This window comes from Arthrobacter sp. Y3222053 (assembly GCF_059092805.1).
Window position 1 is genome coordinate 131184 of the sequence record NZ_JBNHIA010000003.1, and the last position, 18507, is coordinate 149690.

At 70.3% G+C, this 18507-nt stretch carries 15 protein-coding genes, 2 tRNA genes and 1 riboswitch; of the genes, 4 read left to right on the forward strand and 13 right to left on the reverse strand.

Features of this window, described 5'->3' with window-relative positions; translation table 11 throughout:
* Positions 1-127: 127 nt before the first annotated feature.
* From AC5RUW_RS08710 to AC5RUW_RS08755, 10 genes are all read right to left on the reverse strand, one after another.
* Positions 128-1303 (reverse strand): NAD(P)-dependent malic enzyme, encoded by a 1176-nt coding sequence (locus AC5RUW_RS08710; protein ID WP_494160331.1) that lies wholly within the window; start codon positions 1301-1303, stop codon positions 128-130.
* Between the two features lie 294 nt (positions 1304-1597).
* A tRNA-Asn gene (locus AC5RUW_RS08715) sits at positions 1598-1670 on the reverse strand.
* Between the two features lie 186 nt (positions 1671-1856).
* Positions 1857-1929 (reverse strand) — tRNA-Asn (locus AC5RUW_RS08720).
* A gap of 86 nt (positions 1930-2015) precedes the next feature.
* A complete protein-coding gene (gene dnaG / locus AC5RUW_RS08725; RefSeq protein WP_494160332.1) occupies positions 2016-3929 on the reverse strand; it encodes a DNA primase in 1914 nt (637 codons plus the stop codon).
* 52 nt (positions 3930-3981) lie between these two features.
* Positions 3982-5265 (reverse strand): deoxyguanosinetriphosphate triphosphohydrolase, encoded by a 1284-nt coding sequence (locus tag AC5RUW_RS08730; protein ID WP_494160333.1) that lies wholly within the window; start codon positions 5263-5265, stop codon positions 3982-3984.
* A 7-nt stretch (positions 5266-5272) separates the two neighbouring features.
* Positions 5273-6445, reverse strand: coding sequence for a tRNA dihydrouridine synthase DusB (gene dusB / locus AC5RUW_RS08735; RefSeq protein WP_494160334.1), 1173 nt, complete (start codon positions 6443-6445; stop codon positions 5273-5275).
* Positions 6446-6699: 254 nt separating this feature from the next.
* Positions 6700-8172, reverse strand: coding sequence for a YibE/F family protein (locus AC5RUW_RS08740; RefSeq protein WP_494160335.1), 1473 nt, complete (start codon positions 8170-8172; stop codon positions 6700-6702).
* Between the two features lie 85 nt (positions 8173-8257).
* Positions 8258-9166, reverse strand: coding sequence for a GNAT family N-acetyltransferase (locus tag AC5RUW_RS08745; protein WP_494160336.1), 909 nt, complete (start codon positions 9164-9166; stop codon positions 8258-8260).
* Positions 9166-10554 (reverse strand): glycine--tRNA ligase, encoded by a 1389-nt coding sequence (locus tag AC5RUW_RS08750; protein ID WP_494007544.1) that lies wholly within the window; start codon positions 10552-10554, stop codon positions 9166-9168. The genes AC5RUW_RS08745 and AC5RUW_RS08750 overlap by 1 nt, the downstream gene beginning before the upstream one ends.
* A gap of 160 nt (positions 10555-10714) precedes the next feature.
* On the reverse strand, positions 10715-11710 hold the full coding sequence (locus AC5RUW_RS08755) for a DMT family transporter (RefSeq protein ID WP_494160337.1): 996 nt from the start codon (positions 11708-11710) through the stop codon (positions 10715-10717).
* Between the two features lie 90 nt (positions 11711-11800).
* Between AC5RUW_RS08755 and AC5RUW_RS08760 the strand changes: the two genes are divergently transcribed.
* Entirely contained in the window at positions 11801-12037 is a 237-nt protein-coding gene (locus AC5RUW_RS08760; protein ID WP_494007546.1) for an RNA-binding S4 domain-containing protein, read from the forward strand.
* On the opposite strand, the gene AC5RUW_RS08765 is transcribed toward AC5RUW_RS08760, so the two are convergent.
* Positions 12034-12711 (reverse strand): alpha/beta hydrolase, encoded by a 678-nt coding sequence (locus AC5RUW_RS08765; RefSeq protein ID WP_494160338.1) that lies wholly within the window; start codon positions 12709-12711, stop codon positions 12034-12036. The two genes, AC5RUW_RS08760 and AC5RUW_RS08765, sit on opposite strands and share 4 nt — an antisense overlap.
* A 71-nt stretch (positions 12712-12782) precedes the next feature.
* Between AC5RUW_RS08765 and AC5RUW_RS08770 the strand changes: the two genes are divergently transcribed.
* Positions 12783-13679 carry an SGNH/GDSL hydrolase family protein gene (locus AC5RUW_RS08770; protein ID WP_494160339.1) on the forward strand — a complete coding sequence of 299 codons (897 nt, stop codon included), beginning with the start codon at positions 12783-12785 and terminating at the stop codon, positions 13677-13679.
* 24 nt (positions 13680-13703) lie between these two features.
* On the opposite strand, the gene metX is transcribed toward AC5RUW_RS08770, so the two are convergent.
* Together metX and AC5RUW_RS08780 are read right to left on the reverse strand one after the other, a co-directional pair.
* Entirely contained in the window at positions 13704-14837 is a 1134-nt protein-coding gene (gene metX, locus AC5RUW_RS08775) for a homoserine O-acetyltransferase MetX (RefSeq protein WP_494160340.1), read from the reverse strand.
* Entirely contained in the window at positions 14834-16153 is a 1320-nt protein-coding gene (locus tag AC5RUW_RS08780; RefSeq protein ID WP_494160341.1) for a bifunctional o-acetylhomoserine/o-acetylserine sulfhydrylase, read from the reverse strand. Before AC5RUW_RS08780 ends, metX begins: the two co-directional genes overlap by 4 nt.
* 77 nt (positions 16154-16230) lie before the next feature.
* A riboswitch (SAM riboswitch) is annotated at positions 16231-16346 on the reverse strand.
* Positions 16347-16602: 256 nt separating this feature from the next.
* Between AC5RUW_RS08780 and AC5RUW_RS08785 the strand changes: the two genes are divergently transcribed.
* Both AC5RUW_RS08785 and AC5RUW_RS08790 read left to right on the forward strand, forming a co-directional pair.
* The gene (locus tag AC5RUW_RS08785; protein WP_494160342.1) at positions 16603-17253 is read left to right on the forward strand and encodes a VOC family protein; all 651 of its coding nucleotides are present in this window, start codon (positions 16603-16605) and stop codon (positions 17251-17253) included.
* A gap of 179 nt (positions 17254-17432) precedes the next feature.
* Positions 17433-18443, forward strand: a complete 1011-nt coding sequence (locus tag AC5RUW_RS08790; RefSeq protein ID WP_494160343.1) for a type IV toxin-antitoxin system AbiEi family antitoxin domain-containing protein — start codon at positions 17433-17435, stop codon at positions 18441-18443.
* Positions 18444-18507: the final 64 nt, after the last annotated feature.

Consider the following 18507-nt stretch of genomic DNA (forward strand, 5'->3'; position numbering starts at 1 on the left):
CAGCGGGCGGAAGAACGCCGCCCTGTTTCACCGCCTGCGGTGCCCGGCCGGCACGGCTGCGGAGCAGGACGCCGCCGCCCTGCCCCGCTGCTCTGCGCGCCGCCCCTCGGGGCGCGCCCTCCCTCCGTCAGCCGTCCGCGGCTGCCGCCACCGCAGCGGCGACCGCGGGAGCCACCCGCGGGTCCAGGGGGCTGGGCACGATGTAATCGGCCCGCAGCTGCTCCCCCACCAGCTCAGCGATCGCTCCGGCCGCCGCGACCTTCATGGCGGCGGTGATCCGGCGGGCACCGCTGTCCAGGGCGCCCCGGAAGACCCCGGGAAAGGCCAGGACATTGTTGATTTGGTTGGGAAAATCGCTGCGCCCGGTGGCGACGACGGCGGCATGCCGCGCGGCGACGTCGGGATGCACCTCCGGGTCCGGGTTGGAGAGGGCGAAGATGACGGCGTCGTCGGCCATCGTGGCCAGCAGCTCTTCGGGCACGGTGCCGGAGGAGACGCCGATGAAGACGTCCGCTCCGGCTAGGGCCTCCGCCGGGCCGCCGGTGAGTCCGCGCGGGTTGGTGCGGGCAGCCAGGCCGGCCTTGACCCCGGTGACGCCGTCGCGGCCGGCGGAGACAATCCCCTTCGAATCCAGGACGGTTACATCGGTGATGCCCGCCTCGAGCAGGATGTTGGCGCACGCGACCCCGGCGGCTCCGGCGCCGGAAATGACCACGCGCTGCGCGCCGGCGTCGCGCCCGGTCAGTCTGAAGGCGTTCTGCAGCGCCGCCAGTACCACGATCGCGGTGCCGTGCTGGTCATCGTGCATCACGGGGCAGTCGAGGGCCTCGATCAGCCGCGTTTCGAGCTCGAAGCAGCGCGGGGCGGAGATGTCCTCGAGGTTGACGGCACCGTAGCTGGGGCGCAGCCGGATGAGTGTTTCGATGATCTCGTCCACGTCGGTGGTGTTGAGCACCAGGGGAATCGAATCCAGGCCGCCGAAGGTCTTGAACAGGGCGGCCTTGCCCTCCATGACCGGCAGGGACGCGGCGGGGCCGATATCGCCCAGGCCCAGGACGGCGGTGCCGTCGGAGACCACCACGACCAGCCGGGAGGCCCAGGTGTGGGTGGCGGCCTTTTCCGGCTCAGCGGCAATGGCGCGGGAGACCTGGGCGACGCCCGGGGTATAGGCGATCGACAGGGCACGGGTCGTATCAAGCGGCATCTTCGGCTCGACGCTCAGCTTGCCGCCCTCGTGCGCGGCGAAAATTTCCTGCTCGCCGATGGCAGCGGAGGAGATGGAAGCAGAGGGAATGGAAGTCATTGAATGCTCCTGCTGGATGGTCCAGGGAACCGCCGGCGGGCCGCGGGATTCGCGGGGCGCAGCAGCGGACGTCCGGGAAAAGACCGGACCGGGAAGGCAACAGGATAGGCGTGCCCGGCGGAGGTGCCGGTCGGGCCGCGGGGTTTGGTCGCGGCCGGCCTCGGAGCTCCGCCGCCGCCAGTCTAGGGAATCCGGGGCCCGCGAACAACCGCCCGGACCGGACGCCGTCACGGACAGCGCGCCGCCGGGGCATAAAAAAGACCTCCGTGGGCGTACCCACGGAGGTCCTGTTCGCTCCCCCGACTGGACTCGAACCAGTAACCCTTCGATTAACAGTCGAATGCTCTGCCAATTGAGCTACGGGGGAAAGCAGCGCGCTCTACTTTACCCTAGTTCGGGCCGGCAGGCGAATCGGCTCGATCCCGTTCCGGAGCAGCCTCCGCAGTGCCCGTGCGGCCGCCCGCGGAGCGCCGGAGGGAGTGCCACGAGAGCGCCGCGGACGGATAAAAAGAGGCCCTGATCAGGCATAACGCCTGATCAGGGCCTCTATCCGCTCCCCCGACTGGACTCGAACCAGTAACCCTTCGATTAACAGTCGAATGCTCTGCCAATTGAGCTACGGGGGAAAGCAACGGGCTCTACTCTACAGCAGGTTTCGGGCCGGAACGAAATCGAAACCCGCCGTGCAGGGGTTCCCACGGTGTCGGGTCGGTCACATGTCTCCGCGCAGGGCGCGGCGCTGCATCTCCAGCTCCATCAGTTCGCGGTTGAGCTGCTGGAACAGGGCCGGATCAGCGGCCGGGTCCAGCCGCTGCAGCTGCCCCAGCTTCTCGGCCTTCAGGTGGGTCACCTGCAGTTCGAAGAGGCGGTTGAGGATGTCCCGGCAGTACTGCCACAGCGCCTCGTCGTCGCGGGCCGGAATGGGCGTGACCGCCAGTTCGCTGACCAGGGCGCGCAGGGCGTCAGGCAGCTCCTGGCGCACCTGCTCCACCCACTGCGCCGGCGGCACTCCGGTGTCGCCGGCCGCGCGGACGGCGTTGTGCACGGCCAGGTAGGCCGGAACCGTGAACTTGGCGGCTTTGAACCGTTCCCACTGCCCGGCGTCGAGCAGTCCGGGATGCTGCAGCACCACCTCCAGCGCCTGCCGCTCCATCCTCGCCACCGGGTCCCGTGGATCGGGGCGGGAGAACGCCGGTTCCGGCATCGGCTCGGGAGCAGGCTCAGGCTGGCGGTGTCGGCCGCCGCGGCCCGACGCCGCTCCGCCGGATTCCGCCCCCTGGCCGCCCTCCCGTGCGCGGCGGACGGCGGCGTTGACGGCCCGCATCACGTCGTCGATGTCACTGCCCAGCCAGCCGGCCAGCTCCCGCGCGTAGGCCGGACGCATGGCGGGGTCGCGGATGTCCGCCACCAGCGGCGCGGAGGCGCGCAGAGCCTGCACCCGGCCCTCCACGGTGTTCAGGTCGAAGCGCTTGAGGGTGGAGCGGATGGCGAACTCGAAGAGCGGGCGGCGCGAGGAGATCAGTTCGGCGACGGCCGCGTCGCCGCGCTTGATCCGGATGTCGCATGGGTCCATGCCCTCGGCATCGACCGCCACGTAGGTCTGCGCCACGAACTTCTGGTCCTCGTCAAAGGCCTTGAGCGCGGCCTTCTGGCCCGCGGCGTCGCCGTCGAAGGTAAACACCACCTCTCCCCCGGTGCCGTCGTCGGAGAGCAGCCGGCGCACGATCTTGATGTGGTCCCCGCCGAAGGCGGTGCCGCAGGTGGCGACCGCCGTCTTGATCCCGGCCAGATGGCAGGCCATCACGTCGGTGTAGCCCTCGACGACGACCACCTGCCGCCCGCGGGCGATCTCCCGCTTGGCGAGGTCGATGCCGTAGAGCACCTGGGATTTCTTGTAGAGCGGGGTCTCCGGGGTGTTCAGGTACTTCGGACCCTGGTCGTCCTCGAACAGTTTTCGGGCGCCGAAGCCGATCACCGAGCCGGTGATGTCCCGGATGGGCCAGATCAGCCGGCCGCGGAACCGGTCATAGAACCGCGATTCGTCGGAGCCGGTGGAGAACATGCCGGTGAGCTTCAGCTCATCCCGGGTGAAGCCCTTGCCGGAGAGGTGCTTGAGCAGCGAGTCCCAGCCCTGCGGGGCGTAGCCGACACCGAAGTGTGCTGCGGCGGCGGGGCTGAACCCGCGTTCCTGGAGGAAGTTCTGCGCCGTGGCGGCGGCCGGGGTGCGCAGCTGCGCGGCGAAGAACTCGGCCGCCACCTTGTGCGCATCCAGCAACCGCTGCCGGCGGCCGGTCTCCTCGCGGCGCGGGCCCGTGCCGCCGTCCTCGTAGCGCAGCTCGAAGCCGATCCGGGAAGCCAGTTTCTCCACCGTCTCGGCGAACGAGGTGTGGTCCATCTTCTGGACAAAGGAGATGACGTCGCCGCTCTCCCCGCAGCCGAAGCAGTGGTACGTCCCCACCTGGGGCCGCACGTGGAACGAGGGCGAGCGTTCGTCGTGGAAGGGGCAGAGCCCCTTGAAGGAACCGATGCCGGCCGACTTCAGGGTCACGTAGCCGTCCACCACGGCCTTGATGTCGGTGCGGGCCCGGACCTCATCGATGTCTTCGCGTTTGATCAGTCCGGCCATGCCTACTACCTTATGCCCGCAGCGCGCAGTCCCGCTGCCGGCGCGACGGCGGTCACCACAGCGAGGGCACCGGGCCCACAAGACGCTCGTGCAGGGCCAGCGCCGAGGCGTCGGTCAGCGACGCCACCTGGTCGATGACCACGCGCAGCCGCTGGTCGTCGTCGCCCGCCGCCCGCCAGTCCGCGGCGAACATCGGATCCAGGTGCCGGTCGCCGGTCGCCGCCAGCTGCGCCACCAGGGCCGCGAGGACCTCCCGCTGGCGCTCGTACAGCGGCTGGCGCTGGCCGGTGGTGATCACGAAGGTCGTGGCCAGGCCCTTCATGACGGCGATCTCCAGCGCCGTCTCCTCCGGGACCACGATTTCAGCGGCGTAGCGGGTGAGCCGCTGCGGGCCGTACACGGCGCGTGTGGCGGTGAGCGCACTGTTGCAGAACCGGCCGATCAGCTGGCTGGTCATGTCCTTCAGCGCGGCCATCGCCCGGCGGCTGCCGTCGGATTCCCGCACCCAGACGGGCGTGGCCTCCAGCCGGGCCAGGGCGGCGTCTATGGCCGCGGCGTCGGTGCCGGGCAGGTACCACTGCTGCGTGTAGCCGACGACGCGGGCGCGCTGGTCGGGGTTGTCCAGCCACTTCAGCTGCACGTGCCCGGCCACGATCGCGTCTTCGACGTCGTGCACCGAGTAGGAAATGTCGTCTGAGAGGTCCATCACCTGGGCCTCGATGCACGAGCGGCCGTCGGGGGCCCCGTCGCGCAGCCAGCGGAAGACCGGCAGGTCGTCCTCGTAGGCACCGAACTTGGTGGTCCGGCGGCCGTTGACCAGGGGCGCGTCGGCCATCGACCACGGATACTTGCAGGCTGCGTCGAGGCTGGCGCGGGTGAGGTTCAGCCCGGCGGGAGTGCCGTCCGGGGCCACGATCTTGGGTTCGAGCCGGGTGAGCAGGCGCAGCGTCTGGGCGTTGCCTTCGAACCCGCCGATGGCGTGGGCGATGTCGTTCAGCGCCGTCTCGCCGTTGTGCCCGAAGGGCGGGTGCCCGAGGTCGTGCGAGAGGCAGGCGGCGTCGACGACGTCGGGGTCGCAGCCGAGCGCGTTGCCCAGCTCGCGGCCCACCTGCGCCACCTCCAGGCTGTGCGTCAGCCGGGTGCGGACGAAGTCGTCCGTGTCGGGGGCGACGACCTGCGTCTTGGCTCCGAGCCGGCGCAGGGCGGAGGAATGCAGCACCCGGGCGCGGTCACGCCCGAACTGCGTCCGGTTGGTGTTCTTGGCCGGTTCCTGGACCCAGCGTTCGAGGTCCACGTCCTGGTAGCCGTCGGTCTGCACAGCCTGCGGAAGTGTCATCTGCTCTTTAGCCGCCTGATACGTCGAGTTCGGCCGCCGAGATCATGGCCTTCTGGGCGCCGTTCAGCTCGCGTCCGTCCAGCCAGCCCTCGGGCAGCGCTGTCTTCTTGGGGGTTCCGGCCCGGCCGCGGGGGCCTTCGGCGTCCGCCCCGGGGTAGGGCGCCTGCGCGTCGAGCTGGTCGAGCAGCTCGCGCAGGACGGCCAGGGTGGGCACGGTTGCCAGCTTAGCCCGCAGGTCCCCGCCCACCACGTAGCCCTTGAAGTACCAGGCCATGTGCTTGCGGATGTCGCGCAGGGCCACGACCTCGTCGCCGAAGGTCTCCACCAGCAGCTCGGCGTGCCGGTAGACGCTTTCGGCGACCTCGCCCAGTCCGGGCCGGTGCCGGTCGGAGCGGCCCTCGAAGGCGGCCTGCAGGTCGCCGAACAGCCACGGCCGGCCCTGGCAGCCGCGGCCGATGACGACGCCGTCGACGCCGGTCTGCTCCACCATGCGTACGGCGTCCTCGGCGGACCAGATATCGCCGTTGCCCAGCACCGGGATGTCGGGCAGGGCCTCACGCAGCTCGGCGATGGCGTTCCAGTCGGCCTTGCCGGAGTAGAACTGCGAGGCGGTGCGGCCGTGGAGGGCGACGGCGGCCACGCCGGCGTCTCGGGCGATCTTTCCGGCCTCGCGGAAGGTCAGGTGCTCGTCGTCGATGCCCTTGCGCATCTTGATGGTCAGCGGCACGTTGCCCTTGGATGCCTCGCGGACCGCGGTCTGCACGATGGCGCTGAACAGGTCCAGCTTCCACGGCAGCGCGGAGCCGCCGCCCTTGCGGGTGACCTTGGGCACCGGGCAGCCGAAGTTCAGGTCGATGTGATCGGCCCGGTCCTCTTCGACCAGCAGCCGCACGGCTGCGCCGACCGTCACGGGGTCCACGCCGTAGAGCTGCACCGAGCGGATGGACTCGTCGTCGTCGTGCTCGATGATCCGCATGGATTCCGGGGAACGTTCCACCAGGGCGCGGGAGGTCACCATCTCGGTGACGTACAGCCCGCCGCCGTATTCGCGGCACAGCCGCCGGAAGGCCTTGTTGGTGATGCCGGCCATGGGTGCCAGGATCACCGGCGTGTCCACGGTGAGCGGGCCCAGCGTCAGCGGGGGCAGCTCAAGCTTGAGATCAGGGGTTGAAACGCTCACCCGTCCATTCTCGCAAGCCGGTGCAAATCCGCGCCACGCCTGTGGACGCGGCCGCCCGGGACGCGTCGATGCGGGCCGGGGGCGCGGCGCCGGGCCCGGCCCGGATCCCGCTGCCGGTTTGGGCGCGTGCTGCCGGAACGCAGTGGCAGCCGGTGCACAAAATGGCAGCCGGCGCGCAGGGTGGCAGCGACCTCGGAGGGCGGGGACACGACGCCGGCCGGTCCCTCCGGCATGGCGGCACCTGCATAGGAGGGCTATTCGGGCGGGGCGGGTGGCCGTCCGGCAGCGCGGCGGCCGGACGCGCGGCGCCCCCGGGCCGGGGCTGTGTCAGGGGCCGGCGCGGCGCCGGAAGTGTGCACCCGCGATGTCTGCGGTGCGGGTACCTCCGCGGTGAGGGAGACAGCGGGAGTGTCGGCGCCGGTGCCGGTGCCGGCGCCGCCGTCGTGCGTGTGGCCCGTCAGTGGCCCGTGCTCCCCCGGCTCGCCCGCCTCGGTGGCGACCGCGGGGCCGCCGCGCAGGCCGACGGCCTTGACCACAAGGACGGCAATGGCGGTGGTCACCGGAATCGCCAGGACCAGGCCAATGGAGCCGACCAGGGTGCGGATCACTTCCTCGGCCAGCTCCCCGCCGGTGAGGGTCTGCAGGAACGGCCGGTCATAGAGCGAGACCAGGATCAGCACAGGCAGCGCGGCTCCGGCGTAAGCAAAGGCGATGGTGTAGACGGTGGAGGCGATGTGGTCCCGGCCAAGCCGCATGGCCCCGCTGAAGAGCCGCCGCGCGCTGGCCCGCGGCGCCAGCTCGTACATCTCCCACACCGCCGAGGACTGGGTGATGGTGACGTCGTTGAGCACGCCCAGGCCGGAGATGATCAGTCCGCAGAGGATGATGCCCGAGATGGAGAGGCTGTCGGAGGCATTGATCAGCGTGTACGCGTTCTCGTTATCCACGCCCACCAGGTTCGACGCGTCGGTGGCCCAGGCTGCGAGCAGCGCCGTCGTGCCCAGCCCGAACAGCGTGCCGAGCAGGGCCGTGGAGGTCCGCGCGGAGAAGCCGTGGGCGAAGTACAGCACGCCGATCATGATCACCGAGGAGCCCACCAGGCCCAGCAGCAGCGGCGGCTTGCCCTCCACCAGTCCAGGCAGGATGAACCAGGCCATGACCGCGTAGGCGCCGCCCAGGCCCAGCAGGGCGCGGAACCCGCGCCAGCGTGCGACGGCGATCACCACCAGCGCGTAGACGGCGGCCAGCAGGGCGATCGGCATGGTGCGGACGAAGTCCACGAAGATGTAGGGCGGCGCGCCGCCGGTTTCGGTCAGGCCGGCGAGGTTCAGGTAGCGGATCTTGTCGCCCGCATCCAGGGCGCCGGTCTTGGCGACCTCGGGCGGCATCTCCACGGCCACCTGTTCCCCGCCCAGATCCGGCTGCACGTAGGCGACCTGGCATTCCTGCGCCGTGCCGCCGGCGTCGACCAGCGCCTGGGAGGACGGGCAGGCTTCACGCACCGCCCGCTGGACAGTGCCGGTGTCGAACGTGACTCCCGCCGCGGTGGCGTAGGGATCGCTGATGCTCACGTTGCTGCGGTCCCCGGAGGGCCAAAGCAGCAGCATCCCGACGGCGGCCAGCACGCCCAGCGGCACCAGGATCCAGGCCAGCAGCAGGTTGGCGCGGCGTCGGGCCGCGGCGGCCTGGGCGGTGGGCGGGGCGTGGTTGCCGTGCGAGTGTCCCATCAGGTCCCTTCAGGGAGGGGGTCCGTGCACATGCCTGCGCACGGACCCGTTTCCGTTGCTGCCGGCCGGTCGGCCGGGTTACTGCCTAGTCGCTGAGGATCAGCGTCGCTTCTCCGGCCTGGCGGGCGGCCCCGAACTGTTCGAGGCGCTCCACCAGCCCGGCCAGGGCGGTCATCGACCCGTCGACCTCGAGCTGCACCGGGTACTGGTGGGCCAGCATGGCCAGCAGCGATTCCAGTGCGGCCTCGGCCTCGGACGGCGGCAGCGTCGTGTCGTAGCCGACCAGCACGTCCGCCGGATCGTCCGTGCGCTCGTGCGTGTAGCTGATGGCGAACGCGGCGATCTTCCCGCCCTCCCGGCCCGGCCGGTCCCGCAGGACCACCGCGCCGGAGGCGCCCGCGGCGTCGCCGAGCAGCATCTGCTGCGCCCGGCCCACGCTCATCTCCGCCCGGTCCCAGCCGTGGACGGCGTTGTAGAAGTCGGCCACGGCGCGGGTCAGCTCCACCGATCCGGTGGCGGCCTCCTCCAGCTGCGGGCCGGCGTCGTCCTGGAAGACCGGCAGCTTGATTCGCCCTGCCTCCAGCACCACCACGCGGGAGCGCTGGATCTCGGCCAGCCCGGCGGCGCGGGCGAAGGCCTCGGCGGCGGAGCCGGGCTCCACTTTGGCCCGCAGCTTCCGGGCGCCCGACGGCGCGCCCTCGGCCTCGCGGCGCAGCATCGCCAGCAGGGTGGAGCCGAGGCCGGCACGCCGGTTGTCCCGGGCGACCTCCACATAGGCCCAGAGCCGGTCCGGATGCAGGCTGGTTTCGTAGACGACGCCGGCCGCCACCGGCACGCCGTCGTCCTCAGCCACGATGCAGCGGCTCCAGGGCTCGTTCGAGGACGGCCGCAGCATGGCCCGGAACTGGGCTGCCTGCGGCGTCTCCGGGTCGCCCCAGAGCTGCAGCAGCGCCAGGTCGTCGTCTTCGCGCCATTCGCGGTACTGCAGGGACATCAGGCGCCGATCAGCCGTGCGGCCAGGTAGCCCTCGACCTTGTCCAGGCTGACCCGCTCCTGCGACATGGTGTCGCGTTCGCGGACGGTGACGGCCTGGTCCTCGAGCGTGTCGAAGTCCACGGTGATGCAGAACGGGGTGCCGATCTCGTCCTGGCGGCGGTAGCGGCGGCCGATGGCCCCGGCGTCGTCGAAGTCGATGTTCCAGGTGCGGCGCAGGCGGGCGGCCAGCTCCTTGGCCTTGGGCGAGAGGTCCTCGTTGCGGGACAGCGGCAGCACGGCGGCCTTGACCGGGGCCAGGCGCGGATCCAGGCGCAGCACGGTGCGCTTGTCGACGCCGCCCTTGGCGTTGGGCGCCTCGTCCTCGGTGTACGCGTCCACCAGGAACGCCATGAAGGAGCGGGTCAGGCCGGCGGCGGGCTCGATCACGTACGGGGTGAACCGCTCGTTGGTGGCCTGGTTGAAGTAGCTCAGGTCGGTGCCGGAGTGCTTGGAGTGCGTGCCCAGGTCGAAGTCGGTGCGGTTGGCGATGCCTTCCAGCTCGCCCCACTCGGAGCCCTGGAAACCGAAGCGGTACTCGACGTCGGTGGTGCCCTTGGAGTAGTGGCTCAGCTTCTCCAGCGGGTGCTCGAACAGGCGCAGGTTATCCGGGTTGATGCCCAGGTCCACGTACCAGTTGAACCGGTTCTCGATCCAGTACTTGTGCCATTCCTCATCGGTCCCCGGCTCGACGAAGAACTCCATTTCCATCTGCTCGAACTCGCGGGTGCGGAAGATGAAGTTGCCCGGCGTGATCTCGTTGCGGAAGCTCTTGCCGATCTGGCCGATGCCGAACGGCGGCTTCTTGCGCGATGTGGTGAGCACGTTGTTGAAGTTCACGAAGATGCCCTGCGCGGTTTCGGGGCGCAGGTAGTGCAGGCCCTCCTCGTTGGCCACCGGGCCGAGGAAGGTCTTGAGCAGGCCCGAGAACTCCTGCGGCTCGGTCCACTGGCCCTTGGTGCCGCAGTTGGCGCAGGCGATGTCGGCCAGGCCGTTCTCGGGCGCATGGCCCTTCTTCTCCTCGTAGGCCTCTTCGAGGTGGTCGGCGCGGTAGCGCTTGTGGCAGCTCAGGCACTCCACCAGCGGGTCGGAGAAGACCTCGACGTGGCCGGAGGCCTCCCAGACCTGCCGGGGCAGGATCACCGAGGAGTCCAGGCCGACGACGTCCTCGCGGCCGCGGACCATGTGCTGCCACCACTGCTTCTTGATGTTTTCCTTCAGCTCCACGCCGAGGGGACCGTAGTCCCACGCGGACCGCGACCCGCCGTAAATCTCACCCGACTGGAAAACAAACCCGCGGCGCTTGGCCAAGGAAATGATGGAATCGAGTTTGGACTTGGTCGAAGCCATGAAGTGGTACCCGTTCTTTCGTGTCTGTGCAGGCCGCTGGGTGCGGTCCGCGCGTGGGCCCGCCGCGCCGTCGCACCGCAACCGGATCGGGTGCAGCGCCAGGCGTTCAGCGGGCAAAGCTCTATTGGTACCAGCTTACGGTCCGCGCCGCGAAAGCCGGTTACCGGCGCTGTCCGGTGCCGGCGTCGGCGCCGGCGCCGGCCCGCTTCAGGCCGGGCGTGTTCCAGGGCAGCGTGGCCACGACGATGGCCACGAGGGTCAAGGCGGTCCCGAGTACGGTCGCCGCAACCACGGTGGACCCCGGTGCCGGCAGGACGAGGTCCAGCAGCAGGGAGCCGATCAGCTGCCCGGCGATCATCGCCAGGCCGGTCAGCAGGACACCGAGCGGGCGCACCAGCACGGCGGCCATGCCCACGTAGATGACGCCCAGCGGGCCGCCGATGTACAGGTACCACTCCCCCGGCAGCGGGCCGGCCGTCCCAGCCACTGCCGCCTTGACCAGCCAGGCCAGCAGCAGGACGGTGGTGCCGGCCACCAGGTTGACCAGGGTGGCCGCGAGCGGCGTGCCGTAGTGCAGGGTGGAGGTGCCGTTCATGGCCTGCTGGAAGCTGATGAGCATCCCGGCTGTGAGCGGCAGCAGCACCGGCAGCAGCAGGGACCAGCCGGCGGCGGCGTCGAACCCGGGGCTGACCGCCCAGGCCACGGCGGCAAGGGTGAGCAGCGCGGCGGCGGTGCGCAGGACAGTGATCCGGCGCCGCCCGCCCGGTCCCATGCCGAGCCGGTCCACCAGCAGGCCGGTGAGGGTCTGCCCGGCCACGGCGGCGACGGTGAAGACCGCCACGCCCAGGGTGGCGACGGTCAGGGACTGCGAAAGCACGAACAGGCCGCCGACGGTGCCGGCCAGCACGTACCAGCGCGGAAACCGTCCCTCCCGCAGGGCGGGCAGGATCCGCGCCGCCCCGGCCCGGCCCGCCGGCAGCACCAGGCACACCGCAACGATGCAGGCCAGGCCCACCAGGATGCTTGCCAGGGCCGCGCCGACGCTGTCCCCCATCCGGCCGGCGAGCGCCCCGTTGGCGCGCGCCTGGGCCGGCATGGCCATGCCGGCCAGCACCGCCAGCACCAGCCAGATTCCCGTGGGCACCCTCGTCTTCACCGCCCCAGCCTAGGTGACCGGCGCCGGTCCGTGCAGACAGGGCGGCACCGGTCCGCGCCGGCAGGCGGGCGGGTGCGGCAGAATGGTTCCATGCCTACCCCTGAACCGATCGACCTGCCCATCCGTGATGACATGATCCGCCTGGGCCAGCTGCTCAAGCTCGCCAACCTCGCCGAGGACGGCACCCAGGCGAAGGAGTTCATCGACAACGGGCTGGTTCAGGTCAACGGCGTCATCGAGGAGCGTCGCGGGCGGCAGCTGCACCCGGGCGACGTCGTCAGCGCCAACGGCGAGTCCGTGCGGATCGTCGCCGACGGCGTGTCCTAGGAGTCCGCGCCTTCCCTGGTACCGGCGCCGCGCAGCACCGTGTGGGTGAGGAACTCCCGCACGTGCCCGAGTTCCTGCATGTTGATCGAGTGGCCCATGTTCGCGTAGAGGACCTTGGTCAGCGCAGTGTGGCCGTTCAGCCACTCGTTCGTGAATTCGATGCGCGGCTGGTCGATCACGGGATCCGCCTGGTCCCGCCCCCAGAAGAACGGCACCCCGCGGGAGGCGAGCTCGGCGTCGTGGAAGAACGGGTCTTCCCCGGCCGGCAGCACGAAGCCGGAGAGCCCGACGACGGCGGCGTAGTCCGCGGGCCGGTGCCGCAGCAGCGTGCTGGCCACCGCCATGCCCATGGAGAAGCCGAGCAGGCTCACGCTCGGGTGCTGCCCGCGCACCTGCTGGAGCCAGCCGTCGACGTCGGACACGGCGTCGACCACCCGCTGCAGGGAAAAGTCCGGCTCATGCATCAGCGGGAACCAGGTGTAGCCCGGTCCCAGCGCCTGCGGAGCGCGGACGGAGGCAATCGTGAAGTCGCCCGGCAGGTAATCCGCCAGGCCCATCAGGTCCTCCTCGTTGGCCAGGTAGCCGTGGAACAGCACCAGCAGCGGGGTGCCGGCACGCTCGCTTTCAGGCTTCGACCAGAGCACGACGGGATTCCAGGGAGCACGTTCAGTCATGATCGCATTCTGGCAGGAGACGGGCGCGGAGAATAAACCGGCATTAGCGGAACCGTTGCCGGCTTGGCAGGATGGGCCCCGTGACTGAACATCCCGATCTGCCCGCAGAAGAGACCCCCGCCGCCTCCGAGCCGTCCGCCGGCGGCGCCGTCGCCCATCCGTGGCACCGGTATGTCGCCCTGGGTGACTCCTTCACCGAAGGTATCGGGGACCCCAGTCCGGAGAGCCCCGGCGGCCACCGCGGCTGGGCGGACCGCGTCGCGGAGGAACTGGCGGCTGACCATCCGGACTTCGCCTATGCCAACCTGGCCATCCGCGGGCGGCTGCTGGCCCAGATCGTCGCCGAGCAGCTGCAGCCGGCGCTCGACCTGAAACCGGACCTCGTGAGCATCTGCGCCGGAGGCAACGACGTCATCCGCCCCGGCGGTGATCCCGATCGGCTCGCCGAGCGCATGGACGAGACCGTGGCCGCCCTGCGCGGATCCGGCGCGACGGTGCTGCTCTTCACCGGGCCGGACATCGGCAACACTCCGGTCCTGGGCAGCGTTCGCGGCCGGGTGGCCATCTACAACGAGAACCTGCGCACGGTCGCAGCCCGCCACGACGCGGTGATCGCTGACATGTGGGCTCTGCAGGCCCTCGCCGATCCCCGCATGTGGGCCCCGGACCGGCTGCACTTCTCACCGCTGGGCCACCACACCATTGCCGCCATGGCACTGGAGTCCCTCGGCGTTCCGCACCATCTGGAGCCCCTGGAGACCAAGCCCCTGCCGCCGAAGAACTGGCGCACGGCGCGCACCGAAGACCTGGTCTGGGCGCGCGAGCATCTGATGCCGTGGGTGGTACGGCGGGTCCGGGGCCGCTCCTCCGGCGACGGCATTGCCGCCAAACGACCCGACGCCGGACCCATCTTCGGCGAAGGAACGCCCCCCGGCTCCGGCGAGGCGGCAGGGCCCCTCGGCGGCTGAGCCGGGGCCCGGTCAGCGCGGACCTCAGGCGAAGAAGGTTCCGCGCAGCGTCCCGGCGACCTGGTGCACATCGGTGAGGAACCCGTCGTGGCCGATCGGCGCGCTGATCAGGTGCACCGGCGGCGATCCCGGCAGGGCCTCGGCCAGGCGCTGCGACTGCTCCGGAAAGTACAGCCGGTCCGAATCAACGGCGGCAATGAAGAACTCCGCTGTGCACCCGGCCACCGCCTCGGCCAGGCTGCCCCGCCCCCGGGTGACGTCGTGGCTCATCAGCGCCTCGGTCAGCACCAGGTAGCTGTTGGCGTCAAAGCGGTCCACGAGCTTGCGGGCCTGGTGGTCAAGGTAGCTCTCCACCTGGTAGCGCCCGCGGTCGGCGGGCCGGGGCCCGCCCAGCGGCTCCTCCCCCGGCTGCGGCGCCCTCCCGAACCGGTACTCCAGCTCGGCCTCGGACCGGTAGGTGATGTGCGCGATCCGCCGGGCCAGGCCCAGGCCCGCCGTCGGCGGCGCGCCGTCGTAGTAGTCGCCGTCGTTGAACAGCGGGTCCAGGCGGATGGCCTGCACCTGCGCCTGCGCGAACGCGATCTGCTCAGCGGTGCTGGCGGCGGTGGCGGCGATGACGGCGCAGCGGGCCACCCGCTCAGGTTCCGTCACCGCCCACTCCAGGGCACGGGCACCGCCCAGGGATCCGCCGAGCACCGCGTGCCAGCGTCCGATGCCGAGCAGGTCCGCCAGCCGCGCCTCCGCCCGCACTGCGTCGCGGATCGTGACGAACGGGAACCGTGAGCCCCAGGGCCGGCCGTCCGGCGCCGCGCTGGCCGGGCCGGTGGAGCCGTAGCAGCCGCCCACCATGTTCACCGAGACCACGAAGAACCGGTCGGTGTCCACGGTGCGGCCGGGACCCACCAGCGGGTCCCACCAGCCCGGTTCGTCGCTGTCGCCCTGTGCGACGTGCGTGCTGCCGGTGAGCGCGTGCGGCACCAGGACGGCGTTGGAGGCGTCCGCATTGAGGGTGCCCCAGGTCTCGTACCCGAGGACGACGTCGGGCAGGTACCCGCCGGTTTCCAGATCCAGGGAGCCGATCGAAACCTGCTGCAGCACGCCGTCGCCCGGGGGCAGGTCCCGGGACGGGGCCTGGGGCCAGGAGGTCGTGGCCGTCACCGGGCCGCCTTCGCGGCACGGAAGCCGGCGTCGAGGTCCGCGAGGATGTCGTCGATGTGTTCCAGCCCGACGGCGAGCCGCACCAGCCCGGGGCTCACCCCGGCTGCCAGCTGCGCCTCGGCGCCGAGCTGGCTGTGCGTGGTCGACGCGGGATGGATCACCAGCGAGCGCACGTCCCCGACGTTGGCCACATGCGAGTGCAGCTCCAAGGCGTCAACGAACCGCTTCCCGGCCTCCACTCCCCCGGCGATTTCGAAGGACACGATGGCGCCGGTGCCCCGCGGGCCGTACTTCAGGCCGCGCTCATACCAGGGGCTGGATTCCAGGCCCGCATAGGCCACCGACTCGACGTCGTCGTGCCCTTCCAGCCAGCGGGAGACGGCGGCGGCGTTCTGCACGTGCCGTTCCATGCGCAGGCTGAGGGTCTCCAGGCCCTGCGAGATGAGGAAGGCGTTGAACGGCGAGACGGCGGAGCCAAGGTCGCGCAGCAGCTGGACGCGGGCCTTGAGGATGTAGGCGAGGTTCGCGCCGAGCGGACTGCCCACCCCCAGGTCCCGGGCGTACACCAGCCCGTTGTAGCTTTCGTCCGGGGTGTTGAATCCGGGGAACTTCTCCGGATCGGCGGCGAAGTCGAAGTTGCCCGAGTCCACGATGGCGCCCGCGATCGCGGTGCCGTGGCCCCCGAGGTACTTGGTGGCCGAGTGCACCACGATGTCGGCGCCCCATTCGATCGGGCGGATCAGGTACGGCGTCGAGAGCGTGTTGTCCACGATCAGCGGCACTCCGGCCTCGTGGGCCACCGCGCTGATGCCCTCCAGGTCCAGCACGTCCTGGCGCGGATTGGAGACCACCTCGCCGAAGAAGGCCTTGGTGTTCGGACGGACGGCAGCCCGCCACTGCTCCAGGTCGTCGGGGTTGGCGACGAACGTGGTGTCGATGCCGAACTTCTTCAGCGTGTGCTTGAAGAGGTTGTAGGTGCCGCCGTACAGGCTGGGGCTTGCCACGATGTGGTCGCCGGCCTGCGCCAGGTTGAGGATCGCGAAGGTTTCGGCCGCCTGGCCGGAGGCGAGCAGCAGCGCGCCGACGCCGCCCTCGAGCGAGGCGATCCGGTTCTCGACCGCTTCCTGGGTGGGATTGCCGATGCGGGTATAGATCGGTTCCAGCTCCGCGAGCGCGAACCGGTTCGCAGCCGACTCCGCGCTTGGGAAGACGAACGAGGTGGTCTGGTAGATGGGCAGGGCACGCGCCCCCGTGGCGGCGTCGGCCGTCTGCCCGGCATGGATCTGACGTGTTTCGAAGGACCAGTCGCTGGACACTGTCACTCCCTAGGTTCCAGGGGGCCCGCCCGCTGACGCCCCGTGCCGGCGTACGCCGAAGGAGGCGACGGGAACGGGACCCGCGCTTGCCGGACGCCTTGTGGCGCCGGGCCTGGTCTTCACCCGGGGCACCCCACCGCGGTTGGAGGGTTGCCGGCCAGCAAGCCGGGGCTTCGTGCTGGCACTCATGACCTGCCCACTATGAAAACAGGGCTGCCGGGCCGGTGCAACCATGTGTCCTTCGGTGACCGGCAGGGCACGCCGGTCTCCCTGCACCGGGAGGAGGCTCCGCCGTCGTTCTTCCGGCCGCTCCCGCCCGTGCCGGGCGGAGACTACACAACCCATCGACATTAGGAAGCCTGCGTACTATTTTCGGGCCCTCCTGGTCCGAAATTCGGGTAAGGCGAGCCTTATTCGTGGTATGGAACACAACGTGCCACAATGACGCCATGCGTTTGGATCATGTCTCTTATGCCTGTGAATCCGACGGCCTGCTGGCCACCACGGAGAGGATCGCCGAGGCGCTGGGCGCCGACTTTGTGAAGGGCGGAATCCATCCCCGCTTTGGCACACGGAACATGATCCTCCCCCTCGCCAACCACCAGTACGTGGAGGTTGTTGAGGTCCTCAACCACCCCGCTTCGGACAAGGCGCCTTTCGGCCAGGCCGTGCGGGCCCGCTCCGAGAACGGCGGCGGGTGGATGGGCTGGTGCGTGGGGGTCGAAGATCTCGCCCCCTTCGAGGAGCGGCTGGGCCGGGCGTCCGTTCCGGGCAACCGCAAGTTCCCTGACGGGCGGGAGCTCACCTGGCGGCAGATCGGCATCAACGGGCTGATCGCCGACCCCCAGGTGCCCTACATGCTCCGCTGGGACGACGGCACCGAGGACCTGCACCCCTCCAACGCCATTCCCGGCATGCCGGGCAAGGTGAAGCTGAACTCCCTGACCATCGCCGGTTCCGCTGCCCGGGTTACCGAGTGGCTGGGCAGCCCGGTGGGCGAACCGCTGGAAAACGTCGATGTCACCTGGATCGCGCCCGCCGGCACCCCTGGCATCATGTCCGTGACCTTCGAAACCGGCCACGGTTCCGTCACCATCTAGCGCTTCCACTGGGGCTGCCCGGTGCCGGATCGCTGCCGGTTTGGGTTTCCGCTGCCACTGCGCCGTGGCAGAGGGCGCCCAAACCGGCAGCGGCTCGGAAGCGCCCGGCAGGGCATCAGTTGTCCACACCGCCCGCCGGCCCGCCTGACGGATCGGTTCCCGTCCGGCAGCCTTGGCCGATGGACTACGGATTCATCTACTCGGCGGAGGCGGAGCTGCTGGGCTCCAATCGGCGATCCCTCGCCCTTCGGTGCCGGTCCGGCGAACTGGTGCGCCTGCGGCCCGGCGTTTATATGGATTCACGCGCATGGCAGGGACTTGCGCCTTGGGAAAGGCAGGCTGCCCGGGTCCGCGCCGCTGCGTCGCAGCTGTCCACCGACCGGGTCGTGGTTCAGCAATCAGCCGCCGTGCTCTGGGGCATCCCCGTCCTCCGCTGCCCGCCGGAGGTGATGCTGCTGGTCGTCCCGCCGTCCCACGGTCGACGGCGCGGTGATCTGCACTGGGTCCAGCGGGCCCTGCTCGAACCGCCTGCCATGCTCGATGCCCTTCGCGTGACCAGCCGTGCCCAAACAGTCCTGGATATGGCCGCTTATCTCCCCTTCGAGAGTGCGGTTCCCGCGATGGACCATGTCCTTCGCCCGGACCGCAGCCGCGGGCTTCCTGCACTGCACAAAGCCGATCTGGAATGCCTCGCACAGGGCCTGCCGGCACACGTGCGACGAACTCGGGCCCTGACGGTGCTTGACTTTGCCAATCCCCGCGGCGAGTCCCCCGGGGAATCCCTCTCCCGCGCGGTCATGCACCGAATGGGGTTTCCTCCGCCCGAACTGCAGCGGGTCTTCAACACGTCTGAGGGGCAGTTCCGCACCGACTTCTTCTGGGAAGAAGAGAACGTGGTGGGCGAGTTTGACGGCGCGGTGAAGTACTCCGGGCGTGCGGCCGGTTCCGTGATTCCATCGCGGATATCCGCGACAAACGGGGCGGGCTCCGGTCCAGAGAATGCTCATGATGCCTGGCGTGTCGTGCTCGAGGAGAAGCGTCGGGAGGACGCCATCCGCGCCTCGGGGGTGAGGTTCGTGCGCTGGTCCTGGAACGACGTCGACCGCTCCCCTACCGATCCCCGCAGCCTGGTCCAGCGCCTCATCCGAGCAGGTCTCCCACGGACAGGTCGGCCTATCCGCCCGCGCTGATGCTGCCGCTGCGGGAAATCCCTCCGATACGCAGCGGCAGCGGATTCCCAAACCGGCAGCGACA

Coding starts and splice junctions, on each gene's coding strand:
- AC5RUW_RS08745 (WP_494160336.1), bottom strand. CDS start 9,166: ATGTCCCTGCAGTACCGCGAATGGCGCGAAGACGACGACCTGGCGCTG.
- AC5RUW_RS08765 (WP_494160338.1), bottom strand. CDS start 12,711: ATGACTGAACGTGCTCCCTGGAATCCCGTCGTGCTCTGGTCGAAGCCT.
- AC5RUW_RS08730 (WP_494160333.1), bottom strand. CDS start 5,265: ATGACACTTCCGCAGGCTGTGCAGACCGACGGCTACCAGGACGTGGAC.
- AC5RUW_RS08790 (WP_494160343.1), top strand. CDS start 17,433: ATGGACTACGGATTCATCTACTCGGCGGAGGCGGAGCTGCTGGGCTCC.
- AC5RUW_RS08785 (WP_494160342.1), top strand. CDS start 16,603: ATGCGTTTGGATCATGTCTCTTATGCCTGTGAATCCGACGGCCTGCTG.
- AC5RUW_RS08750 (WP_494007544.1), bottom strand. CDS start 10,554: ATGGCTTCGACCAAGTCCAAACTCGATTCCATCATTTCCTTGGCCAAG.
- AC5RUW_RS08710 (WP_494160331.1), bottom strand. CDS start 1,303: ATGACTTCCATTCCCTCTGCTTCCATCTCCTCCGCTGCCATCGGCGAG.
- dnaG (WP_494160332.1), bottom strand. CDS start 3,929: ATGGCCGGACTGATCAAACGCGAAGACATCGATGAGGTCCGGGCCCGC.
- AC5RUW_RS08770 (WP_494160339.1), top strand. CDS start 12,783: ATGGGCCCCGTGACTGAACATCCCGATCTGCCCGCAGAAGAGACCCCC.
- AC5RUW_RS08760 (WP_494007546.1), top strand. CDS start 11,801: ATGCCTACCCCTGAACCGATCGACCTGCCCATCCGTGATGACATGATC.
- AC5RUW_RS08740 (WP_494160335.1), bottom strand. CDS start 8,172: ATGGGACACTCGCACGGCAACCACGCCCCGCCCACCGCCCAGGCCGCC.